At 73.6% G+C, this 19,626-nt stretch carries 15 protein-coding genes; 5 read left to right on the top strand and 10 right to left on the bottom strand.

Annotated features, from left to right (window positions below; all coding sequences use genetic code 11):
• Nucleotides 1–192: 192 nt before the first annotated feature.
• Nucleotides 193–813 (top strand): DUF47 domain-containing protein, encoded by a 621-nt coding sequence (locus tag ACGIF2_RS09195; RefSeq protein ID WP_396045799.1) that lies wholly within the window; start codon nt 193–195, stop codon nt 811–813.
• A 5-nt stretch (nt 814–818) separates the two neighbouring features.
• Nucleotides 819–1,820, top strand: coding sequence for an anion permease (locus ACGIF2_RS09190; protein ID WP_396045797.1), 1,002 nt, complete (start codon nt 819–821; stop codon nt 1,818–1,820).
• Nucleotides 1,821–1,868: 48 nt separating this feature from the next.
• On the opposite strand, the gene ACGIF2_RS09185 is transcribed toward ACGIF2_RS09190, so the two are convergent.
• The 4 genes from ACGIF2_RS09185 to ACGIF2_RS09170 all read right to left on the bottom strand — a co-directional run bounded on the left by ACGIF2_RS09185 (nt 1,869) and on the right by ACGIF2_RS09170 (nt 7,479).
• Nucleotides 1,869–2,843, bottom strand: a complete 975-nt coding sequence (locus ACGIF2_RS09185) for an NUDIX domain-containing protein (protein WP_396045795.1) — start codon at nt 2,841–2,843, stop codon at nt 1,869–1,871.
• The gene (locus ACGIF2_RS09180; RefSeq protein WP_396045793.1) at nt 2,840–5,248 is read right to left on the bottom strand and encodes an RNA degradosome polyphosphate kinase; all 2,409 of its coding nucleotides are present in this window, start codon (nt 5,246–5,248) and stop codon (nt 2,840–2,842) included. The genes ACGIF2_RS09185 and ACGIF2_RS09180 overlap by 4 nt, the downstream gene beginning before the upstream one ends.
• Nucleotides 5,245–6,243, bottom strand: a complete 999-nt coding sequence (gene mshD, locus ACGIF2_RS09175; protein WP_396045791.1) for a mycothiol synthase — start codon at nt 6,241–6,243, stop codon at nt 5,245–5,247. The genes ACGIF2_RS09180 and mshD overlap by 4 nt, the downstream gene beginning before the upstream one ends.
• A gap of 72 nt (nt 6,244–6,315) precedes the next feature.
• The gene (locus tag ACGIF2_RS09170; protein WP_396045789.1) at nt 6,316–7,479 is read right to left on the bottom strand and encodes an alpha/beta hydrolase; all 1,164 of its coding nucleotides are present in this window, start codon (nt 7,477–7,479) and stop codon (nt 6,316–6,318) included.
• 116 nt (nt 7,480–7,595) lie between these two features.
• Here ACGIF2_RS09170 and ACGIF2_RS09165 point away from each other — a divergent pair, with 116 nt between their 5' ends.
• The gene (locus ACGIF2_RS09165) at nt 7,596–9,260 is read left to right on the top strand and encodes a bifunctional lysylphosphatidylglycerol flippase/synthetase MprF (protein ID WP_396045787.1); all 1,665 of its coding nucleotides are present in this window, start codon (nt 7,596–7,598) and stop codon (nt 9,258–9,260) included.
• Nucleotides 9,261–9,281: 21 nt separating this feature from the next.
• Here the strand turns inward: ACGIF2_RS09165 and ACGIF2_RS09160 are convergent, their stop codons facing one another.
• The 4 genes from ACGIF2_RS09160 to ACGIF2_RS09145 form a co-directional block, all read right to left on the bottom strand.
• Nucleotides 9,282–10,763 carry a DUF2079 domain-containing protein gene (locus ACGIF2_RS09160; RefSeq protein WP_396045785.1) on the bottom strand — a complete coding sequence of 494 codons (1,482 nt, stop codon included), beginning with the start codon at nt 10,761–10,763 and terminating at the stop codon, nt 9,282–9,284.
• 23 nt (nt 10,764–10,786) lie between these two features.
• Entirely contained in the window at nt 10,787–12,823 is a 2,037-nt protein-coding gene (acs, locus tag ACGIF2_RS09155; RefSeq protein WP_396045783.1) for an acetate--CoA ligase, read from the bottom strand.
• Nucleotides 12,824–12,944: 121 nt separating this feature from the next.
• Nucleotides 12,945–13,661: a hypothetical protein gene (locus tag ACGIF2_RS09150; protein WP_396045781.1), complete on the bottom strand. Its 717-nt coding sequence runs from the start codon at nt 13,659–13,661 to the stop codon at nt 12,945–12,947.
• Nucleotides 13,662–13,785: 124 nt separating this feature from the next.
• Nucleotides 13,786–14,643 (bottom strand): formate/nitrite transporter family protein, encoded by an 858-nt coding sequence (locus tag ACGIF2_RS09145; protein ID WP_396045779.1) that lies wholly within the window; start codon nt 14,641–14,643, stop codon nt 13,786–13,788.
• A 99-nt stretch (nt 14,644–14,742) separates the two neighbouring features.
• Between ACGIF2_RS09145 and ACGIF2_RS09140 the strand changes: the two genes are divergently transcribed.
• A complete protein-coding gene (locus ACGIF2_RS09140; RefSeq protein ID WP_396045777.1) occupies nt 14,743–15,870 on the top strand; it encodes an NADH:flavin oxidoreductase/NADH oxidase in 1,128 nt (375 codons plus the stop codon).
• A 1-nt stretch (nt 15,871) separates the two neighbouring features.
• Here the strand turns inward: ACGIF2_RS09140 and ACGIF2_RS09135 are convergent, their stop codons facing one another.
• On the bottom strand, nt 15,872–17,263 hold the full coding sequence (locus tag ACGIF2_RS09135) for an NAD-dependent malic enzyme (protein ID WP_396045775.1): 1,392 nt from the start codon (nt 17,261–17,263) through the stop codon (nt 15,872–15,874).
• A gap of 92 nt (nt 17,264–17,355) precedes the next feature.
• On the opposite strand from ACGIF2_RS09135, the gene ACGIF2_RS09130 reads away from it, so the two are divergent.
• Complete coding sequence (locus tag ACGIF2_RS09130; RefSeq protein ID WP_396045773.1) at nt 17,356–18,222, top strand: cell filamentation protein Fic; 867 nt, start codon at nt 17,356–17,358, stop codon at nt 18,220–18,222.
• 360 nt (nt 18,223–18,582) lie between these two features.
• Here ACGIF2_RS09130 and ACGIF2_RS09125 read toward each other — a convergent pair whose 3' ends face one another.
• The gene (locus tag ACGIF2_RS09125) at nt 18,583–19,467 is read right to left on the bottom strand and encodes an HAD family hydrolase (RefSeq protein ID WP_396045771.1); all 885 of its coding nucleotides are present in this window, start codon (nt 19,465–19,467) and stop codon (nt 18,583–18,585) included.
• Nucleotides 19,468–19,626 lie beyond the last annotated feature (159 nt).

Genomic DNA, 19,626 nt, shown 5'->3' with positions numbered 1-19,626 from the left:
CGTCGGATCGCGGTAGCCCCGGGCTCCACACAATGCCGCTTCGAGCGGCCTTCGCGCCGACAGGCGCTCTGCGGTCCGGCGTCACCCCCTGCATACCCCACAAGTGCCTGTCACGACACACCAGAGTTGCGCGATCACCTTGCCGCTGCCCTAGCCTGTCAGCGATATGCATCCCCCCCATCGGAGCCTGCCGTGCGCCTGCGCCTGACCCCGCGCGATACCTCGTTCTTCGACCTGCTCGCCGCATCTGCAGCCCATCTGGTGACCGGTGCGAACCTGCTCGCCGAGCTGCTCGGTGCGGAGCGCCCGGCCCGCAAGGCCCTGGCGAAGCAGCTGGCCGAGGTCGAGCACCTCGCCGACGACGCGACCCACTCGATCATGCGTCGCCTCAACCAGACCTTCGTCACCCCGTTCGACCGGGACGACATCTACGGCCTCGCGTCGGCCCTCGACGACTGCATGGACTTCATGGAGGAGGCGGCCGACCTCATCGTGCTCTACAAGCTCGACGAGCTCCCGGCCCGCGTCTCCGACCAGGTCCAGGTGCTCCAGCGGGCCGCCGAGCTCACCGCCGACGCGATGCCGCGCCTGCGCTCGATGGAGGACCTCGCGGACTACTGGGTCGAGGTCAACCGCCTCGAGAACCAGGCCGACAAGACGCACCGCAAGCTGCTCGCGCAGCTGTTCGACGAGATCACCGACCCGATCCTCCTGATGAAGCTCAAGGAGGTCGTGGAGAAGCTCGAGGACGCCGCTGACGCGTTCGAGAAGGTGGCCAACATGGTCGAGACCATCGCGCTCAAGGAGTCCTGAGCACGTTGGAACTTGCACTTGTCGTTCTTGTTGTCGCGCTCGCGCTCGGTTTCGACTACACCAACGGCTTCCACGACGCCGCCAACGCGATCGCCACCTCCGTCTCGACGCGCGCCCTGACCCCCCGGGCTGCGCTGATCATGGCCGCGGTCATGAACTTCGCGGGTGCGCTGCTCGGCACCGAGGTCGCGGAGACGATCGCGAACTCGATCGTCGACCTGCAGGACGCGTCATCGCACACCGCCCTCGTGGTGGTGCTCTGCGCGCTGGTCGGTGCGATCGCCTGGAACCTCATCACGTGGTGGTTGGGGCTGCCGTCCTCCTCCACGCACGCCCTGATCGGTGGCCTCGTCGGCGCCGGGCTGGCCGGTGGCCTGGGGATCTACGGCTCGGCGATCGTCGACAAGGTCGTCCTGCCGATGGTCATCTCGCCCGTGGTCGGCTTCGGCCTCTCGTTCTTCGTCATGGTCGGCGTCCTGTGGATCGTGCGGAACTCGGCGCCCTCGCGCACCACGCGCCGGTTCCGGCTCGCGCAGACCGCCTCGGCCGCGGCGATGGCCCTCGGGCACGGCCTGCAGGACGCGCAGAAGACGATGGGCGTCATCTTCCTGGCGCTCCTCACGGTCGGCTGGGCGTCGCCCGGCGAGATCCCGCTGTGGGTCAAGCTGGCGTCCGCCGCGGCCATCTCGGCGGGCACGTACTCGGGCGGCTGGCGCATCATGCGCACGCTCGGCCGCAAGATCATCGAGCTCGACCCCGCCCGCGGGTTCGTCGCCGAGTCGGTCTCCGCGATCGTGCTCTACGTCAACGCGTTCGTCCTGCACGCGCCCGTCTCGACCACGCACACGATCACCTCGGCGATCATGGGCGTCGGCGCGACCAAGCGGCTGTCGGCCGTGCGCTGGGGCGTCGCGAAGAACATCGCCATCGCGTGGGTCCTGACGATCCCCGCGGCCGCAGCGGTCGCCGCCATCGTCTACTGGATCCTCAGCCCGATCCTCACCTGACCCTGGTCGGGGGTCGCCGCGCGACCCCCGACCCCGGTCCCCGCGTGGTCAGCCGAGCGGGGGCAGGTGGCGTTCGACGGCGACGACGCGCGGGCCCCTCACGGTCAGCGCGGTGTGCGCCACGAGCACCTCGCCGGGCCGCAGGAACGGGTCCTCGACGGGGACCTGGTCGGCGACCTTGCGCCGCCCGTGCGTGGCGATCACGTCGAGGACGGTGGGCAGCACCGGGCGGTGGGTGCACACCACGACGTCCGCCGTTCCGTTGATCAGGCCCTCGATCTCCGCTGCGACCTGGCTCGGCGAGCTCGCGTGCTCGGTCTCCGTCAGGCACGTGGACTCGCGGGCCTCCCCCTGCGTGGCGCCCAGGTACGGCGCGACGGTGTCCAGGCATCGCGCCCAGCGGCTCGTGACCACCTCGGTCACCCCGTAGGCCGAGAGCACGGGAACCAGGGCCAGCGCCTGCGCCCGACCCACGGGGGTGAGCGGGCGGTCCTCCTCGCCGTTGCGCCACGCGGCACGGCTGCGCGCCTTGCCGTGCCGCGCCACGACGAGGGCACGCGTGTCGAGCCGGTCCTTGGCGTACGCGGCCGTGAGCGCCGCGAGGGGCTCCCGGTCGGCCGCCCGCGTCAGCTTGCGCTCGGCGAGCGACACGTCGACCCAGCGCACGTCGTCGATCTCGTCCTTCGAGGCGCGGGGCACCGGCGGACGGGCCAGCAGCGCCGGGCCGTCGGGGCGCCCTGCGACCTGCGCCGCCCAGTAGTGCACGCGCTTGCGGCGGCCGTCGGCGAGCGTGTACCGCAGCCCCGGGAGCGGCATGCCGAGCACGACGTCGTGCCCGGTCTCCTCGGCCACCTCACGCGTCGCGGCGCTGGTCACGGCCTCGCCCGGCTCGAGCTTGCCCTTGGGCCACGACCAGTCCTTGTACCGGGGACGGTGCACCAGGACCACCTGGAGCCGGCCCTGGCGCGCACGCCACACCAGGCACCCGGCGGCCTCGACCGCGGGCTGACGAGCAGGACTCACCGGGCGACGCCGAGCCGCCGGCGCTGGCGCTGGATCAGCGCCGTCTGCAGGTCCTTGAGCGGCCCGTCGGGTCCGGTGGCGTGCCGTGTCCACGACCCGTCCGCGGCGAGGTGCCAGGTGGCCGTCCCGTCGTCGACCGAGTCGTCGATCAGGCCCACGAGCTCGGCGATCTGGTCGGGGTCGGCGATCCGGACCAGGGCCTCGACCCGACGGTCCAGGTTGCGGTGCATCAGGTCGGCCGAGCCGATGAACACCTCGGGGCCGGGGCCCGCGGGCTGACCCGTGCTCGACACGACACCGTCGTCAGCAGCGAACGCGAAGATGCGCGAGTGCTCGAGGAACCGCCCGAGGATCGATCGCACCCGGATCGTCTCGCTCAGGCCGGGGACGCCGGGCCGCAGCGCGCAGATGCCGCGCACCACGAGGTCCACGGGGACACCGGCCTGCGAGGCGCGGTACAGGGCGTCGATCACGGCCTCGTCGACCATCGAGTTGACCTTGATCTTGATCCACGCCGGACGCCCCTCCCGGGCCGCCTGCGCCTCGCGCTCGATGCGCTCGACGAGGCCGCTGCGCACCGACCGCGGCGCCACGAGCAGCCGGTGGAACCGCGACTTCGGGGCGTAGCCCGAGAGCTGGTTGAACAGCCGCGTGAGGTCCTGCCCCACGTCCGGGTCGCACGTGAGGAGACCCAGGTCGGTGTAGATGCGGGCCGTCTTCGGGTTGTAGTTGCCCGTGCCGATGTGGCAGTACCGGCGCAGCCCGTCAGCCTCCTGGCGCACCACGAGCGAGAGCTTGCAGTGCGTCTTGAGCCCGACGATCCCGTACACGACGTGCACGCCCGCCTGCTCGAGCTTGCGGGCCCACGAGATGTTGGCCTGCTCGTCGAAGCGTGCCTTGATCTCCACGAGCGCGAGCACCTGCTTGCCCGCCTCGGCGGCGTCGATGAGCGCGTCCACGATGGGGGAGTCGCCCGACGTGCGGTACAGCGTCTGCTTGATCGCGAGCACCTGCGGGTCCGCGGCGGCCTGCTGCAGGAACGTCTGCACGGACGTCGAGAACGAGTCGTACGGGTGGTGCAGCAGGATGTCGCGCTCCCGGATAGCCGCGAACACGTCGGTCGGGGTCGCGCTCTCGACCTCGGCCAGGTGCCGGTGCGTCGAGGGCACGAAGTGCGGGTACTGCAGGTCCGGACGGTCGAGGTCCGCGATCAGGTTGAGCCCGGTGTGGTCCAGCGGGGCGGCGACCTGGTACACCTCCTCCTCCGTGACCCCCAGCTCGCGCACGAGCAGCTGGCGGATGCGCGGGCTGATGCCGTCCGCGAGCTCGAGGCGCACAGGAGGTCCGAAGCGTCGCCGCAGCAGCTCCTTCTCCATGGCCTGCAGCAGGTTCTCGGCGTCGTCCTCCTCGACCTCGACGTCCTCGTTGCGGGTGACCCGGAACGTGTGGTGCTCGAGGATCTCCATGCCCGGGAAGAGCTGGTCGAGGTGCTGGGAGATCACGTCCTCGAGCGGGACGAACGAGGTGGGTCCCATCTCGATGGTCCCCGCCTGCGCGCTGGGTGCGCTCGGGCGGCCCCGCGCGTCGACGGCGATGTACCGGGGCAGCAGCGGCGGCACCTTCACGCGCGCGAAGTGCTCCTTGCCCGTCGCCGGGTTCGCGACCACGACCGCGAGGTTGAGCGAGAGCCCCGAGATGTACGGGAAGGGGTGCGCCGGGTCGACCGCGAGCGGGGTCAGCACCGGGAAGATCTGCTTGCGGAAGAACTTGCGCAGCCGGTCCTGCTCGTCCTCGCCCAGGTCGTCCCAGCGCACGATCGTGATGCCCTGGGACGCGAGGGCAGGCTGCACGTCCTCCGCGAACACGCGCGCGTGGCGGGCCACCAGCTCGTGGGAGCGCACAGCGATCGCCTCGAGGACCTGTCGCGGGCTCAGGCCCGACGCGGCGGTGACCGCGAGCCCCGTCGCGATGCGGCGCTTGAGACCGGCGACCCGCACCATGAAGAACTCGTCGAGGTTCGAGGCGAAGATCGCCAGGTACCGCACCCGTTCGAGCAGCGGCTGCGACGGGTCCTCCGCGAGCTCGAGCACGCGCTGGTTGAACGCGAGCCAGCTCAGCTCCCGGTCCAGGAACCGGCCGTCCGGCAGCGGCTCCGACGCGTCGATCGGCTGGTCGTCGTTCCCCTCGTCGGCGATGTGCTCGGCGATGTGCGCCGCGAGCTCGGGCGGCAGGGCGCGCGGGCTGCGCGGCCGCTCGGCCGGGGGCTCGGCGGTGGGCGAGGGCGCCGGCGTCGCGTGCACCGCCGACGGGCCCTGCGGGGGGACGAGCGCGATGGCGTCGGTGCGTGATGTTCGCGGGGTGCGAGCCCTGTTCTGCCCGGACCGTGGAGGAGTGGCGTCGGTCATACGCCCATGGTGTCACCCGCGGGCTGCTCCGTGGCAGTTGTCCCGAACATGACGTCGACGGCGCTGCGGACGAACCCGGCGCGGGAGTAGGTGCGGATCGCGGGGGCGTTGTCTCCCTCGACGTACAGCTCGACCGTGCGCACGCCGCGGCCGGACAGGTGCGCGACCGCGAGCCGGGTCAGCAGCGTGCCGAGCCCGAGCCCTTGCGCGTCGGGGTCGATGCCGAGCGCGTAGATCTCCCCGGTCTCGGGCGGCGAGCCGGGATCGTCCTCGGGCGGGGGCACCTTGGTCCACATCGAGCCCACGAGCACGCCGTCGCGCTCGGCGAGCAGCAGACCCTCCGGGTCGAACCAGGGCTCGGCCTCGCGGGCCTCGAGGTCGGCACGCGTCATCCGGCCCTGCTCGGGGTGCGAGGCGAACGCGCGCGCGTTGACGCGCAGCCACGCGTCCTCGTCGCGGCCCGGCACGAACGGGCGCACGGTGAGGCCCGGCACGCTGCTCGGCGGTTCGGGCTCCGGCCCCGCCTCCGGACCCGGACCCGGCTCCGGGGCGGGGGCCGCGGCCGCCGGCAGGTCGAGCCGCATCTGCCACAGCTCGCGCACCACCCCCAGCCCGGCCGAGGCCGCCAGGGCGCGGGCCGCGGGCAGGTCGCCGTGCGCCCAGACGCGCAGGTCGGCAGCCGACGGTGCGAGCGCACCGGCCCGGTCGAGCAGCGCGCGACCGTGCCCCTGGCGCCGGGCGGACGGTGCGACCACGAGCTCCGCGGAGACCGCGGGCTCGGCGCCGAGGTCGAGCTGGGCGTAACCCAGGAGCGTGCCGTGCGGGTCCGAGCTCAGCAGGTGCGCCACGGGGGCGTCCGGGGCCGTGAGCCACAGCAGCGGCTGCTCGGACAGCGGCGCGACGCCGTCGGCGTGGTGGGCGTGCGCGGCCAGCTCGCGCACGGCGTGCGCCTGCTCGGGCGTGAGGGGGCCCCGGACCTCGACGATCTGCGACATGCGCCCATCCCACCACGACGCCCGGACGGACGACGGCCCGGCCCCCATGTCGAAGCGGTCGAGCCGCACCCGTCAGCCCTGGTCCATCTGCCGGGAGGCGAACACGAGGCCGTACGCCGCGCCGAACCGTGCCATGGTCCACGTGTGCCCCTGGCCTGGCTCGGTGCGCAGCTCGACGACCTGACCGCGCTCGCGCAGCGTCCGGGCCAGCTCGCGCGCGGTGGCGCCTCCCTCGGCTGACTCGTCGCCCGCGTCCAGGAAGACAGCGACCGGGTGCACGAACGTCATCGTGGGGAGGTAGGAGGAGGGCGAGCGAGCCTCGAACTCCGCGGTCGTGGCCAGCATGGCTCGTCCCCCGTCTCCCGGGTCGCCGAAGCCCTCGATCGCCAGGATCGTGCCGTACAGCTCGGGGTGCCGCAGCCCGAGGTCGAGCGCGCAGAAACCTCCCGCTGACATCCCCCCCACGACGCGGTGCTCCCAGCCCGGGAGCGACGCGTAGTGCGCGTCGACCCACGGCACCACGACGCCGGTCAGGTAGGTCTCGACGAGCGAGCCACCCGTGGTCGAGTCCAGGCACTCGGTGTCGTGCGCCCCGGGCCCTGTGCCGTTGATGTCGGGCGCCACGACGATCATCGGTCTGATCAGGTCGTCCGCCAGCAACGCATCCATGAGCGAGGCGATGCGCCCCGCGGCGAACCAGTCCACCGAGGAGCCCGGGGACCCGTGGAGGAGGTAGACGACCGGGTAGCGCGTCGCCTCCTGCGGGTCGTAGCCCGGGGGCGTGTACACCCACGTCGAGCTCGCAGGAACCCGCAGGTCCGCCGGGGCGGGGATGTGCACCTCGTGCACCGCGCCCACGGTGTCCGAGCCCGCACGGCGGGTGGACGACGTGCCGAGCGAGAGCCCGCTCTCGTTCGTGAGCAGCAGGCGGGCGGCCTCGACGTCGGGGACGTACCCCACGTAGGCGTTGACCGCGAGACCCAGCGCCAGGACGGTCGTCAGGGTGGCCGCGACGGCAGGCGGCCACGCGCGCCTGCGACCGCCCGACGCGGGCGTGACGCGACGGCGGCGGCGACGACGCACCGCGAGCACGACGAGCAGCGCCGCGACGACGGCGACCACGCCCACGGTCCACCACGAGCTGAGCCAGTCGCCCATGCCGTCGAGCGCGCGCAGCACGTCGTGCGGCAGCCATGACCGGGAGTCCGGCACGGGCAGGTCGTCGGTGTGCCGCACGTGTGCCACCTCCGGTGTCGTCGGCCTGGCCGCCAGGGTCGCGCCAGACCCTGGGAAAAGCATGAAAGCGGCCCGTCGTGCGCTCGCCGACGGTCAGGCCGCGCGACACTGTCGGCATGAGTCGGGAGCCACAGCACCCAGCCCGCCGGGTGCGCACGCCCCCCGACCCGCTGCGCGCCCGACGCGCCCGTGACCACGTCCGCTCGGTCGCTGCCGGCGTCGTCGCTGTGATCGGGGTCGTGGGCCTGGTCTCCTCGATCTCACCACCGCTGCGTCGTCGCGTGCACCTGGTCCTCGACGTCCTCCCGATGCCGGTGCCCCGCACCGCCGCGACGACCCTCGTGCTCGTGTCGATCGCGCTGCTGCTCACCGCCCGGGGCCTGCGCCGCGGGCAGCGCCTGGCGTGGGGGGGCACGCTCGCGCTGCTCACCGCCTCCGTGGTGCTGCACCTGGCGAAGGGCCTCGACGTCGAGGAGGCGTTCGTCGCGGCGCTCGGGGGCGCGTGGCTCGCGACCCGGGGCCGGTCCTTCCAGGTGCTGCCGACCCGAGCAGCGCTGCACCGCGCGGTCGTGCTCGGGACGCTGGGTGCCGTCGTGGTCGGGGGGATCTCCGTGGCGCTCACCCGGCTGCTGCCGCACGGTCCCCACGACCCGGTCGAGAACAGGCTGGCCCCGATGCTCACCGCTGCCGGCGTCGGGCTCGTCGTCGCCGCGGCGTGGGTGCTGCTCTCGCCCCGCACGCCGATCCCGCAGAGCCCGGCGCAGCAGAGGGTCGAGCGGGAACGGGCGCGCGCGGTCGTCGAGCGCTACGGCGGCGGCACCCTCGACGTGTTCGCGCTGCGCGACGACAAGTCGTGGTTCTTCACCGGCCGGTCCGTGGTCGCACACGTGGTGCGGGGCGGGGTGTGCCTCGTGTCGCCCGACCCGATCGGGCCGCCCGAGGAGCGGGTCGAGGTGTGGGCCGAGCTGCTCGCCTACGCCGATCGGCACGGCTGGTCGGTCGCGGTGCTGGGCGCCGGGCCGCAGTGGCTCCCGATGTACGAGGCCTGCGGTCTGCGCCCGGTCTACCTGGGGGACGAGGCCGTGGTCGACTGCCCGTCGTTCACGCTCGAGGGGTCCAGCCGCAAGTCGCTGCGGCAGGCGGTGGCGCGGGTCGCGCGCGCCGGGTACACGACCACGTTCCACGACCCTGCCCGCCTGGGGCCCGACCTCGTGGCGGAGCTCGAGGCGATGAGCACCGAGAGCCGCCGGGGCGAGGCCGAGCGGGGGTTCTCGATGACCCTCTCGCGCCTGTTCGACCCGGCCGACACGGGCTTCCTGCTGAGCGTCACCCGCGACGCGCACGGCCGGGTCGACGCGTTCGTGCACTGGGTCCCGGCCCGGGACGTCGACGGCTGGTCGCTCGACGTGATGCGACGGCGCACCGACGCCGACGTGCCGAACGGGCTGCTCGACGCGTGCATCGTGGCCACCATCCAGGAGGTCGCCCGGCGTGGGCAGCGCGGCCTGGCCCTCAACTTCGCGGTCATGCGCACGGTGCTCGACGGGGAGCGCGAGGGCCGGTTCGCCGACCTCTCCCGTCCGGTGCTGAGCCAGATCTCGGACCGGACCCAGATGGCGTCGCTGTCGCGGTTCAACGAGAAGTTCGGACCGACCTGGTCTCCCCGCTACGTCGTGCTCGACGCGGTCGAGTACGTCGCCGCGCAGGGCGTCGTGATCGCCGATGCCGAGGGCATCACCGAGCTGCCGGTCATCGGCCGCTTCCTGGGCCGCGGCGTCTGAGCGCCGGGTGGGGGCGGCCGGCTACGGGACGCGCTGCGCGACCTGGTAGCCGCCCGCCTCGTGCAGCAGCCGGTAGGTCTGCCCGGGATGCACCTGCTCGGCGTACAACGCGGCGTCCTCGGGGGCAGGGCCCCAGCCGCCGGCGACGGTGTCGATCACCACGTAGTCCGGCACGGGGTTGCCGCCCGTGCCCACGTAGAACACGTCGGTGCGGTCCACGAGGTACGACATGAGGCTGACGTCGGTCTCGACCACCGCGTCGTCCGGGATCAGGCCGAGCGCGGCGCGGGCCTCGGCCGCGCGGGTCGACGGCCCGTAGAAGTCGGCGTGCGACAACCGGTTCAGCGGCCCCTGCGGCAGCAGCATGACGGCGACCGTGACGGCCACCGGCACGGCCACCTCGGCGTACCGCCGCAGCCAGCGCCGCGGCGAGGAGCGTGCCTGGACGATGCCGTCGAGCATGGCCACGAACACGACCGGCATGAGCACGGCGCTGTAGTGCCAGGTGTGCGTCCAGTACCCCTCGTTGCCCGCCAGGAACCGCCACGCCAGGGTGGGGAGCGCGACCAGCATGACCGGCGATCGCAGCCCGATCAGGCCCGTGACCGCCACGAGCAGCACCAGGGTGGTGAGCTTGCGCCGGTCGTCGACGAACGAGATCGCCGCGACCCACGGGTGGCTCAGCAGCGCCCCGACGTCGATCGAGCTCGCGTAGTCCCACCGGCTGCGGGCACTCAGCCGGGGGATCAGCACGAACGTCGTGACCAGGAACCATCCCAGCCCCCACCCGGAGAGCAGCGGCCCGACCCGGGTCCGGCCGCGCCACGCGAGCACAGCCCCGATCGCCACGACCGTGAGCCCCAGGTCCTCCTTGACGAGCACGAGCGGCGCTGCCCACAGCGCGCACGCGAGCCACCGCCCCCGCACCAGCGCGACCAGCGAGAGGGCCAGCAGGGGCACCGCGAACGCGATCTCGTGGAACTGCGCCTGCACCGCCCCGACGAGCCCGAAGCTCACCGCGTACGCGACGCCGACCAGCGTCCCCGCGAGCCGCCCGGTGCACCGCACCGCCTCGCGGGCGACCACGAGCACAGAGGTCGCCAGCAGCAGGTCCTGCACCACGAGCAGCGTCAGGGCGCTCGGCGCCGCCGCGTACACCGGGCCGAGCAGCACCAGCAGCGGGTGGAAGTGGTCGCCCAGCAGGTTGAACCCGTCGCCCTTGATCGTCACCACCGGAGCCTCGAACGCCGCGTACCGGCGGGCGAGCTGGGTGAAGATGCCCAGGTCCCACGACAGCACCTCGTAGCGGCGCCACTGCGACAGGGAGAACCCCCCGTAGAGGAGCGCCGCCAGCGCCGCGACCAGCCACGGCCCGCACGCGTCGCGCCGCCACAGCGGAAGGCGATCGGTGCTGACCGCCGCGTCCGCGTGCGTGCCGGCGTCCACGGCCGGGCCCGCGCCCGCGCCCGTCGCGGCGTCGAGCTCGATCGCCGGCGTGGTCACCGTTCTCCGTCCTCCCGGCGCGGTCAGCCCGCGGGGGGCTTGCTCAGGCCCGCGGTGATGAGGTCCATGACGGACGAGTCGGCGAGCGTCGTGGCGTCACCCACCGTGCGGTGCTCGGCGACGTCACGCAGCAGCCTGCGCATGATCTTCCCGGACCGTGTCTTGGGCAGCTCGGCCACCACGAGGATCGTGCGCGGCTTCGCGATCGGGCCGATCTGCTTCGCGACGTGCGCGCGCAGCTCGTCCGAGACCTCCTCGGCGCTGCGGTCGGTCGCCGCGTCGCCGCGCAGGATCACGAATGCCACCACGGCCTGCCCGGTCGTCGCGTCGGTCGCCCCGACCACCGCCGCCTCGGCGACCGTCGGGTGCGAGACGAGAGCCGACTCGATCTCGGTCGTGGACAGCCGGTGGCCCGAGACGTTCATGACGTCGTCGACCCGGCCCAGCAGCCAGATGTCCCCGTCGTCGTCCTTCTTGGCACCGTCACCCGCGAAGTACACGCCCGGGAACCGCGACCAGTACGTGTCCTGGTAGCGCTCGGGGTCGCCCCAGATGCCCCGCAGCATCGCGGGCCACGGCTCGGTCAGCACCAGGTAGCCGCCCGCCCCGTCGGGCACCGGGTGCGCGTCGTCGTCGAACACGTCGGCGCTGATGCCCGGCAGCGGCACCTGCGCCGAGCCCGGCTTCGTCGTGGTGCAGCCCGGCAGCGGCGAGATCATGATCGCGCCCGTCTCGGTCTGCCACCACGTGTCGACCACGGGGGTGCGGTCGCCGCCGATCACCCGGCGGTACCACATCCACGCCTCGGGGTTGATGGGCTCACCCACCGAGCCGAGGACGCGCAGCGACGACAGGTCGTGCTCGGCGGGGATCTGTTCGCCCCACTTCATGCACGTGCGGATCGCGGTGGGCGCCGTGTACAGGATCGAGACCTTGTACTTCTCGACGATCTCCCACCAGCGACCACGGCCCGGGGTGTCGGGCGTGCCCTCATAGATGACCTGCGTCGCCCCGTTGACCAGCGGCCCGTACACGACGTACGTGTGGCCCGTGACCCACCCGACGTCGGCTGTGCACCAGTACACGTCCGTCGCGGGCTTCAGGTCGAACACGTTGAGGTGCGTGTACGCGGCCTGCGTGAGGTACCCGCCCGTCGTGTGGAAGATGCCCTTGGGCTTCCCGGTGGTGCCCGACGTGTACAGGATGAACAGCGGGTGCTCGGCCTCGACCTCGACGGGCGTGTGCTCGTCGCTCGCGGCCCCCACCGCGTCGTGCCACCACACGTCGCGGCCCTCGACCCAGTCGACGTCCTGGCCCGTGCGCCGCACCACGAGCACGTGCTCGACGCTCGCCGACCCCTTCGCCAGCGCCTCGTCGACGGCCGGCTTGAGCGCCGACGCGGAGCCCCGCCGGTAGCCGCCGTCGGCCGTGATCACGAGCGTGGCCTGCGCGTCCTCGATCCGGGAGTGCAGCGCCTCGGCCGAGAAGCCGCCGAACACGACCGAGTGCGGGGCGCCGATGCGCGCGCAGGCCAGCATCGCGATCACGGCCTCGGGGATCATCGGCAGGTAGATCGCGACCCGGTCGCCCGTGCCGACCCCGAGCGCGAGGAGAGCGTTCGCGGCCCGGGACACCTCGCGCTGCAGGTCCGCGTACGTGATCGTGCGGGTGTCGCCCGGCTCGCCCTCGAAGTGCAGCGCGACCCGGTCACCGTTCCCGGCCTCGACGTGCCGGTCGACGGCGTTGTACGCCGCGTTCAGGCGGCCGTCCGCGAACCAGCGGGCCACCGGGGCGCCCGACCAGTCGAGGACCTCCTGGAACGGCGTGGACCACGAGACGAGCTCGCGTGCCTGGTCGGCCCAGAAGTCGAGCCGGTCGGCGTTCGCCCACGCGTAGAGCTCCGGATGGGCGTTGGCCTGCGCGGCGAGCTCGGGAGACGGCGGGAACCGGCGGTCCTCGGTGAGGAGGTTCTCGAGGTGCGCGGGCTGAGGGGCGTTGCCCCCGGTGTTGCTCCCGCCGCCCGTGGGCTCGGGGTGGGTGGGCTCGTCGACCTGGGTCACGGAAGTACCTCCTGCGCAACGACGTTGGTGCGGCGTGAGGGAGCTGTGCCTGCCCCCTGGCCGCACTCTAGGGGGGCACGGTGCGGCGCGTCTGCCCCTGTCCGGCAGCGTGAGACGGCCGTCAGGACGTGCGGTTGCGCTCGCGGAACTCCCCGGCTGCGCGGCCACGGCGCCGTGCGACGACGAGCGCGAGGCCGCCCGCGAGCAGCAGCACGCCCACGACGAACAGACCGCCGATGGTGCTCGCGACGGTCGCGTAGATGACCGTGCTGCGCGACGCGTCGGTGGCCAGCAGCCGCAGGGTCTGGTCGCGGGCCACCGCGGGGGCGAACAGGTAGAAGCCGCCGATCACAGTGAAGACCGCACCGCCGGTGAGCGGCGCGGTCGCGGTGCGGGCCCCGGCCACGACGACGGTCGCGAGCAGCACGACCCCGAGCGTCACCAGCACGATCCCGGCGCCGTCGGGCGCCGTGGGGTCCGGCGAGCCGAGGATGTGGGCCTGGCCGAGCACGAGGAGGAACGTCGCGAACGTGGTCAGGACGAGGCCGGCCACCACACCGAGCACGTGGCCGCCGAACCCGACGCCGCCCGCCGGCGGGGGCTCGGGGAAGGGGGTCGGTGCGGGGCCCGCGTGCGACGACGCCCGACCGCCCTGGTCGTCGCCCGAGCGCACCGGCCCGACCGGCGTGGTGCCGGGCGTCGGTGCGACGCCGCGCACGCCGGTGCCGGTGTCCGACGGCACGACCGCGTCCCATCGGGCGCCCGGTTCCGAGGTGGCCGGGGCCGCGTCGGGGTCCGAGGTCGGTGTGCGGGGCTGCTCGGGGTCAGGGGTGCTCATGGCCTGCTCCTTCGTGGGGAGTCCCGCGGCGCCGGGGGGCCCGGTGCCGCCGTCACGGCCACCGTAGGGGTGGGGCCGCCCGCGCGCGCGTCGGAGGCGGACGTCGGAGCAGGTCGGAGCGGTGCTAGTGCGCCGCGACGTCCACCCGGGGTGCCTCGACTGCCGCTGCGGGCGTCACCGCGACGTCGGCAGCGCCGGACGCCGGACGGGCCGGGCGTCCGGCCGAGTAGGCGTACGCCGCACCGACCAGCAGCCCGCCACCCACGAGGTTGCCGAGGCCCACGGCGCCCACGTTGCGCCCGAACTCGAGCCACGTCGCACCCGGCAGGCCACCGAGCAGCCCCAGCGAGAACGTCGTCATGTTGGCCACCACGTGCTCGAAGCCCGAGGTGATGAAGACCATCACGCACGCGAAGACCATCGCGATCTTCGCGCCCTCCGACTGCAGCCGGGCCGCGCACCAGATCGCCAGGCAGACCAGCAGGTTGCACAGGATGCCGCGGAAGAACAGCTGCGTGGTCGTCTCGGCGGCCTTGTGCTCGACCATCGCGGCGATCGTGCGGCCCGCGGCGGTCTCGGGGCCGAGTGCGCCCGAGAGGTGCACGATCGTGGCGAACACCATCGCGCCCAGCAGGTTCCCCGCGAGGCACGCGAGCAGCGTCCCCGCGGCCCGGGCCCACGTGATCGAGCGGCGGATCGCGCCCTGCGTGAGGATCATCATCGCGGAGGTCGCGAGCTCGCCGCCGGCGACCACGACGATCGACAGCGCGACCCCGAAGACCAGGCCCTGCACGAGCGGCGCCCACGGCGACCCGGCCACCGCGAGCGGCCCCCCGGCCGTGGTCATGATGACCACCCCGATGCCGATGTAGGCCCCGGCCAGCATCGTCTGGACGAGGTAGATGCCGGGGGTGCGGACCAGGGCCGTCTTCGTGCGGGCGGCGGACTCGTGGTAGTCCATCGCCTCCGGGATGCTGAGCATGGTCCCAGCGTGCCGGATCCCCGCAGCCGGATCGTGGGACGAAAGCCTCGGCGGGCCGCACGCGGGAATGTCGCCGGGGCCGGCGTGGTTGCGCGCAGCGTGACCCGACTCCTTGAGCCCCTGACCCTGCGCGGCACCACGTTCGCGAACCGCGCGTGGCTGGCACCGATGTGCCAGTACTCGGCCGTCGACGGCCTCCCCGGCGACTGGCACCTGGTGCACCTCGGGGGACAGGCCGCGGGCGGGTTCGGCCTGGTCCTCACCGAGGCGGCGGCCGTGGTTCCCGAGGGGCGCATCTCGCCGCAGGACGCAGGCCTGTGGAACGAGGCGCAGGTCGTCGCCTGGCGCAGGGTGACCGACGTGGTGCACGCACGCGGCACGCTCGTCGGGGTCCAGCTCGCGCACGCCGGGCGCAAGGCGTCGACGTACCGGCCGTTCGGCGAAGGCCGGGGCTCGGTGCCGCAGGCCGAGGGCGGCTGGGCGACGGTCGGCCCGTCCGCGCTGGCCTACCCGGGGCTCGCCGCTCCGGCCGAGCTCACCACGGCCCAGATCCGCGAGATACCGCGCGCGTTCGCCGCGGCCGCCGTCCGTGCGGCCGAGGCCGGGTTCGACGTGGTCGAGGTGCACGCTGCGCACGGGTACCTGCTCCACCAGTTCCTCTCGCCGCTGTCCAACCGGCGCACCGACGAGTACGGCGGCCCGCTCGAGAACCGTGCCCGGCTCCTGGTCGAGACCACGGACGCGGTGCGGGCCGTGTGGCCCGACGACCGGCCGCTGCTCGTGCGGCTGTCCGCCACCGACTGGGCCGAGGGCGGCCTCACGGTCGAGGAGGTCACGCAGGTCGCGAAGGACCTCGGGGGGCACGGCGTGGACCTCGTCGACGTCTCGTCGGGCGGCAACGTGCCCGCCGAGATCCCGGTCGGCCCCGGCTACCAGGTGCCCGCCGCGCGTGCCGTCCGCGAGGGCTCGGGGCTCCCGGTGGCCGCGGTCGGGCTGATCACGACCGGTCAGCAGGCCGAGCAGGTGCTGGTCGACGGTGCCGCCGACGTGGTGCTCGTCGGCCGGGCCGCGCTGCGCGACCCGCACTGGCCGTTGCGGGCCGCGCACGAGCTCGGCGTCGACCTGAGCATGCTGCCCCTGCGGCCCGGTGCTCCGGGTGCGGACGTCGTGGCCGGCCCCGTCACGGGGTGGCAGCCGCAGCTCGTCCGCGGCGCCTGGCCGCGCTGACTCACCGGCCTTCTCGGGCCACCTGCTCGACGGCCGTGGCGACCACGGCCGTCACGTCGGGGTGGAACACGGACGGCACGATGTAGGTGGGGTTGAGCTCGTCCTCGTGCACCACCGAGGCGAGCGCCCGCGCCGCGGCCAGCAGCATCGCCTCGGTGATCCGGTGCGACTGCGCGTCGAGCAGCCCACGGAACAGCCCGGGGAACGCGAGCACGTTGTTGATCTGGTTCGCGAAGTCCGAGCGGCCCGTGCCCACGACCGCGGCGTGCTGCGCAGCGATCTCGGGCTCGATCTCGGGGTGCGGGTTCGCGAGCGCGAACACGATCGCGTCGTCCGCCATGGTCGCGACGTCGACCCCGTCGATCACGTCGGGTGCCGAGACGCCCACGAACACGTCCGCCCCGGCCAGCGCGGCCCGCAGCGTCCCCGTCACGCCCCGCGGGTTGGTGTGCGCCGCGGTCCACTCGAGCTGCGGCGCCAGCCCGGGGCGCTGCGCGTGCACCACCCCGTCGATGTCCGCCACGACCACGTCGCGCGCTCCCGCGGCGAGCAGCAGCTTGAGCACGGCGGTGCCCGCCGCGCCCGCCCCGCTCAGCACGATCCGCACGTCGGGAAGCTTCTTGTCGACCACCTTGAGGGCGTTCGTCAGCGCGGCGACCACCACGATCGCGGTGCCGTGCTGGTCGTCGTGGAACACCGGGATGTCGAGCCGCTCGCGCAGCCGCCGCTCGATCTCGAAGCAGCGCGGCGCCGAGATGTCCTCGAGGTTGATGCCCGCGAACACCGGCGCGATCGCGCACACGGTCTCGACGATCTGGTCCACGTCGGTTGTGTCGAGCGCGATCGGGAACGCGTCGATGTCCGCGAACCGTTTGAACAGCACCGCCTTGCCCTCCATGACGGGCAGCGCGGCGAGCGGCCCCAGGTCACCGAGCCCGAGGACCGCCGTGCCGTCGGTGACCACGGCGATGGTGTTGCGCTTGATCGTCAGCCGGCGGGCGTCCTCGGGGTGGGCCGCGATGGCCTCGCACACACGCGCGACGCCGGGCGTGTACGCCATCGACAGGTCGTCGCGGTTGCGCAGCGGCACCTTCGACTCGATCGACAGCTTGCCGCCCAGGTGCATGAGGAACGTGCGGTCGCTGACGCGGTCGATCACCACGCCGTGCAGCATGCGCAGCGCCTCGACGATGTCCGCCGCGTGCGCCTCGCCGCGCGTCGCGCACGTGACGTCGACAGTGATCCGCTCGTGGCCAGAGGCCGTGACGTCGAGCGCGGTGACGATGCCGCCCTCGCGCTCGATCGCGGTCGTGAGCTCGCTGACAGCGGTCGGGCGGGCTTCGACCTGCAGGCGGGCGGTGATGGAGGACGACACGCTCGGGGCGGAGACCATGCCGACAGTCTGGACCGGTGCGCGTCCCGACGTCCCGGATCCGGGGCCCGCGCGCGTCGGGATGCGCACGGCACCCCGCCTAGGCTGACCGGATGGTGAGGGCAGCGACGGTTCCGGACGGCCACGACCCCCTCGGGGCGGTCGCGGAGCTGCCCGGCGTGCCCGAGGCCGTCGATGCGGCGCGCGCAGCGTGCGAGGAGCTGCGCTGGCACGAGGCCTACCGGCGACGCTGGCGCGAGGTCCGGGCCGAGGCGGGCATCCGCAGCGCGCGGGCCAGCGCGGCCCTCGACGGCGCCCGGGTGCCCCTCGACCTGGTCCGCTCGATGGCCGTCGGCGCCCCGCCCGCGGAGTCGGCCGAGCACCGGACCGCGCTCGGTGCGTTGCGCGCCGCCGCCTACGTCGAGCAGTGGATGCCCGCGCTCGCGGCCCGTGGCGCGGCCCAGCTGCCGCCGCTCGGGCAGCTCGTCGCGGGGACGCACCGTGCCGCGACCGGTGGCTGGCTGCCCGACGAGCGGGTCGGACGGCTGCGGGGGAGCGACGCCCCCGAGGACCTGCGCGGCCTGGGCGTCGCGGTCAGCGGCGCGGAGCTCGCCGCGCGGCTCGACCTGCTCGGTGACGTGGTGCGCCGCACGAACGCCCCGGCCCTCGTGGTCACCGCCGTGGTGCACGGCGAGCTCCTCGCGCTGCGCCCGTTCGCGGCGGCCAACGGCGTCGTGGCGAGGGCGGTGGCGCGTCTGCTGCTGACCGCGCGCGGCCTCGACCCCACGGGGTCGGTGGTGCCCGACGCGGCCTGGGCTGCGGCCCCCAACCCTTACCTCGCGGCTGCGGCCGGCTTCGCGACCGGGACCCCGGACGGGGTGGCCCGCTGGGTGCGCGCGTGCGCCGACGCGGTGGTCATCGGGGCGGGCGAGGCGCGCGTCATCGGGGATGCGGTGCTCGCGGGGCGGCTGGCCGGCTGACGGTCGGGTGTGGCGCCTCGTCGCCGCCGCGCCGTCGCCTGGCCGTCGTCCGGGCACCGAACAACGGCGCCCTTGCGGACGCCGCTGCCGAACGGACGACGTGAGGGTTATCAGGCGTGCACATGGTCTGTCGCTACGGGTCAAGCCCGGTCGACTCGTCCTTACGGGGACTGTTCGCGCGTGGGTTCTCTCACGTCATTCTGTTGTGTCTCCTTGGTACTCCTCACGCCCCGCCGGCTCAAGGGTGAAGCGGCTTTCGTGCGCGTTCGCCCCACCTGTGGGTCGCATGGTGGATGGGACGTCCGGATGTCGGTACGCCGCGCCGACGTGCGGGCACGGCTGTCGTGATCGGCTGCGGCGTCAGGCGCGGCGGTGGGCCCGCACGGCGACCCGCCACACGAGCAGCGCCGCTCCGACCAGCAGCGCGACGGCGGCCACCGCGGCGGCCGGTCTGCCCGGGCGCAAGAACGCCTGCAGGGCCACCGGCCGCACGAAGGTCAGCACCCCCCAGCCCTCCTGGGCCGCGAGCCGACGCAGCGCCCGGTCGGGGTTCACGGCGAACGCGTGCCCGACCGCGCTGAGCATGGGGGCGTCGGTGATCGAGTCCGAGTACGCGTAGCTCGCCGCGAGGTCGTACCCGCGCTCGGCCGCGAGGGAGCGGATCGCGGTCTCCTTGTTCTCGCCGTACGCGTAGAACTCGATGTCGCCGGTGTAGCGACCGTCGGCGACACCCATGCGGGTCGCGATGACGTGGTCGGCGCCGAGCACCGCCGCGATGGGGCGCACGACCTCGGTTCCCGAGGCCGAGACGACGACCACGTCGCGTCCGGCAGCGTGGTGCTCCTCGATCAGCGCGACCGCCTCGGCGTAGACGGCCGCGTCGATCGACTCGTGCAACGTCTCCTCGACGATCGCGGACACCTGGGCGACCTCCCACCCGGTGACCATCCGTGAGAGCTCGCGCCGCAGCCGTTCGGTCTGGTCCGCGTCGGCGCCGCCCACCAGGTAGAAGAACTGCGCGTATGCGGTCCGCAGCACAGCGCGGCGGGTGAGGAGCCCTCCGGCCAGGAATGGTCGCGAGAACGCGGTGGCCGACGACGTCGCGATGATCGTCTTGTCGAGGTCGAAGAAAGCTGCGCCACCGGGGCGCGGGGCCGCGTCGGCGTCGCCCTGCCGGGTGCGCGAGCCCACCGGGCGCACACCCTCACGCGCCCCGTGGTCGGTGCCTGCCGCGTCCGTCGCCATCCGCCGTCCTCGCCCCGTCCTCGACCCGTCCTCGACCCGACCTCGACCCGACCTCGCCCGGGCCGAGCGTATCGGGCACCGGCGACACAGGCGCGGGACAGGGGTGTTGGCCTGCGGCGCTCCTCGGCCACCCACAGTGCCGAAGGCTCTCCCCGAGTC

Source organism: Cellulomonas sp. P22 (assembly GCF_044392165.1).
This window is presented reverse-complemented; position numbering and strand designations above follow the sequence as displayed.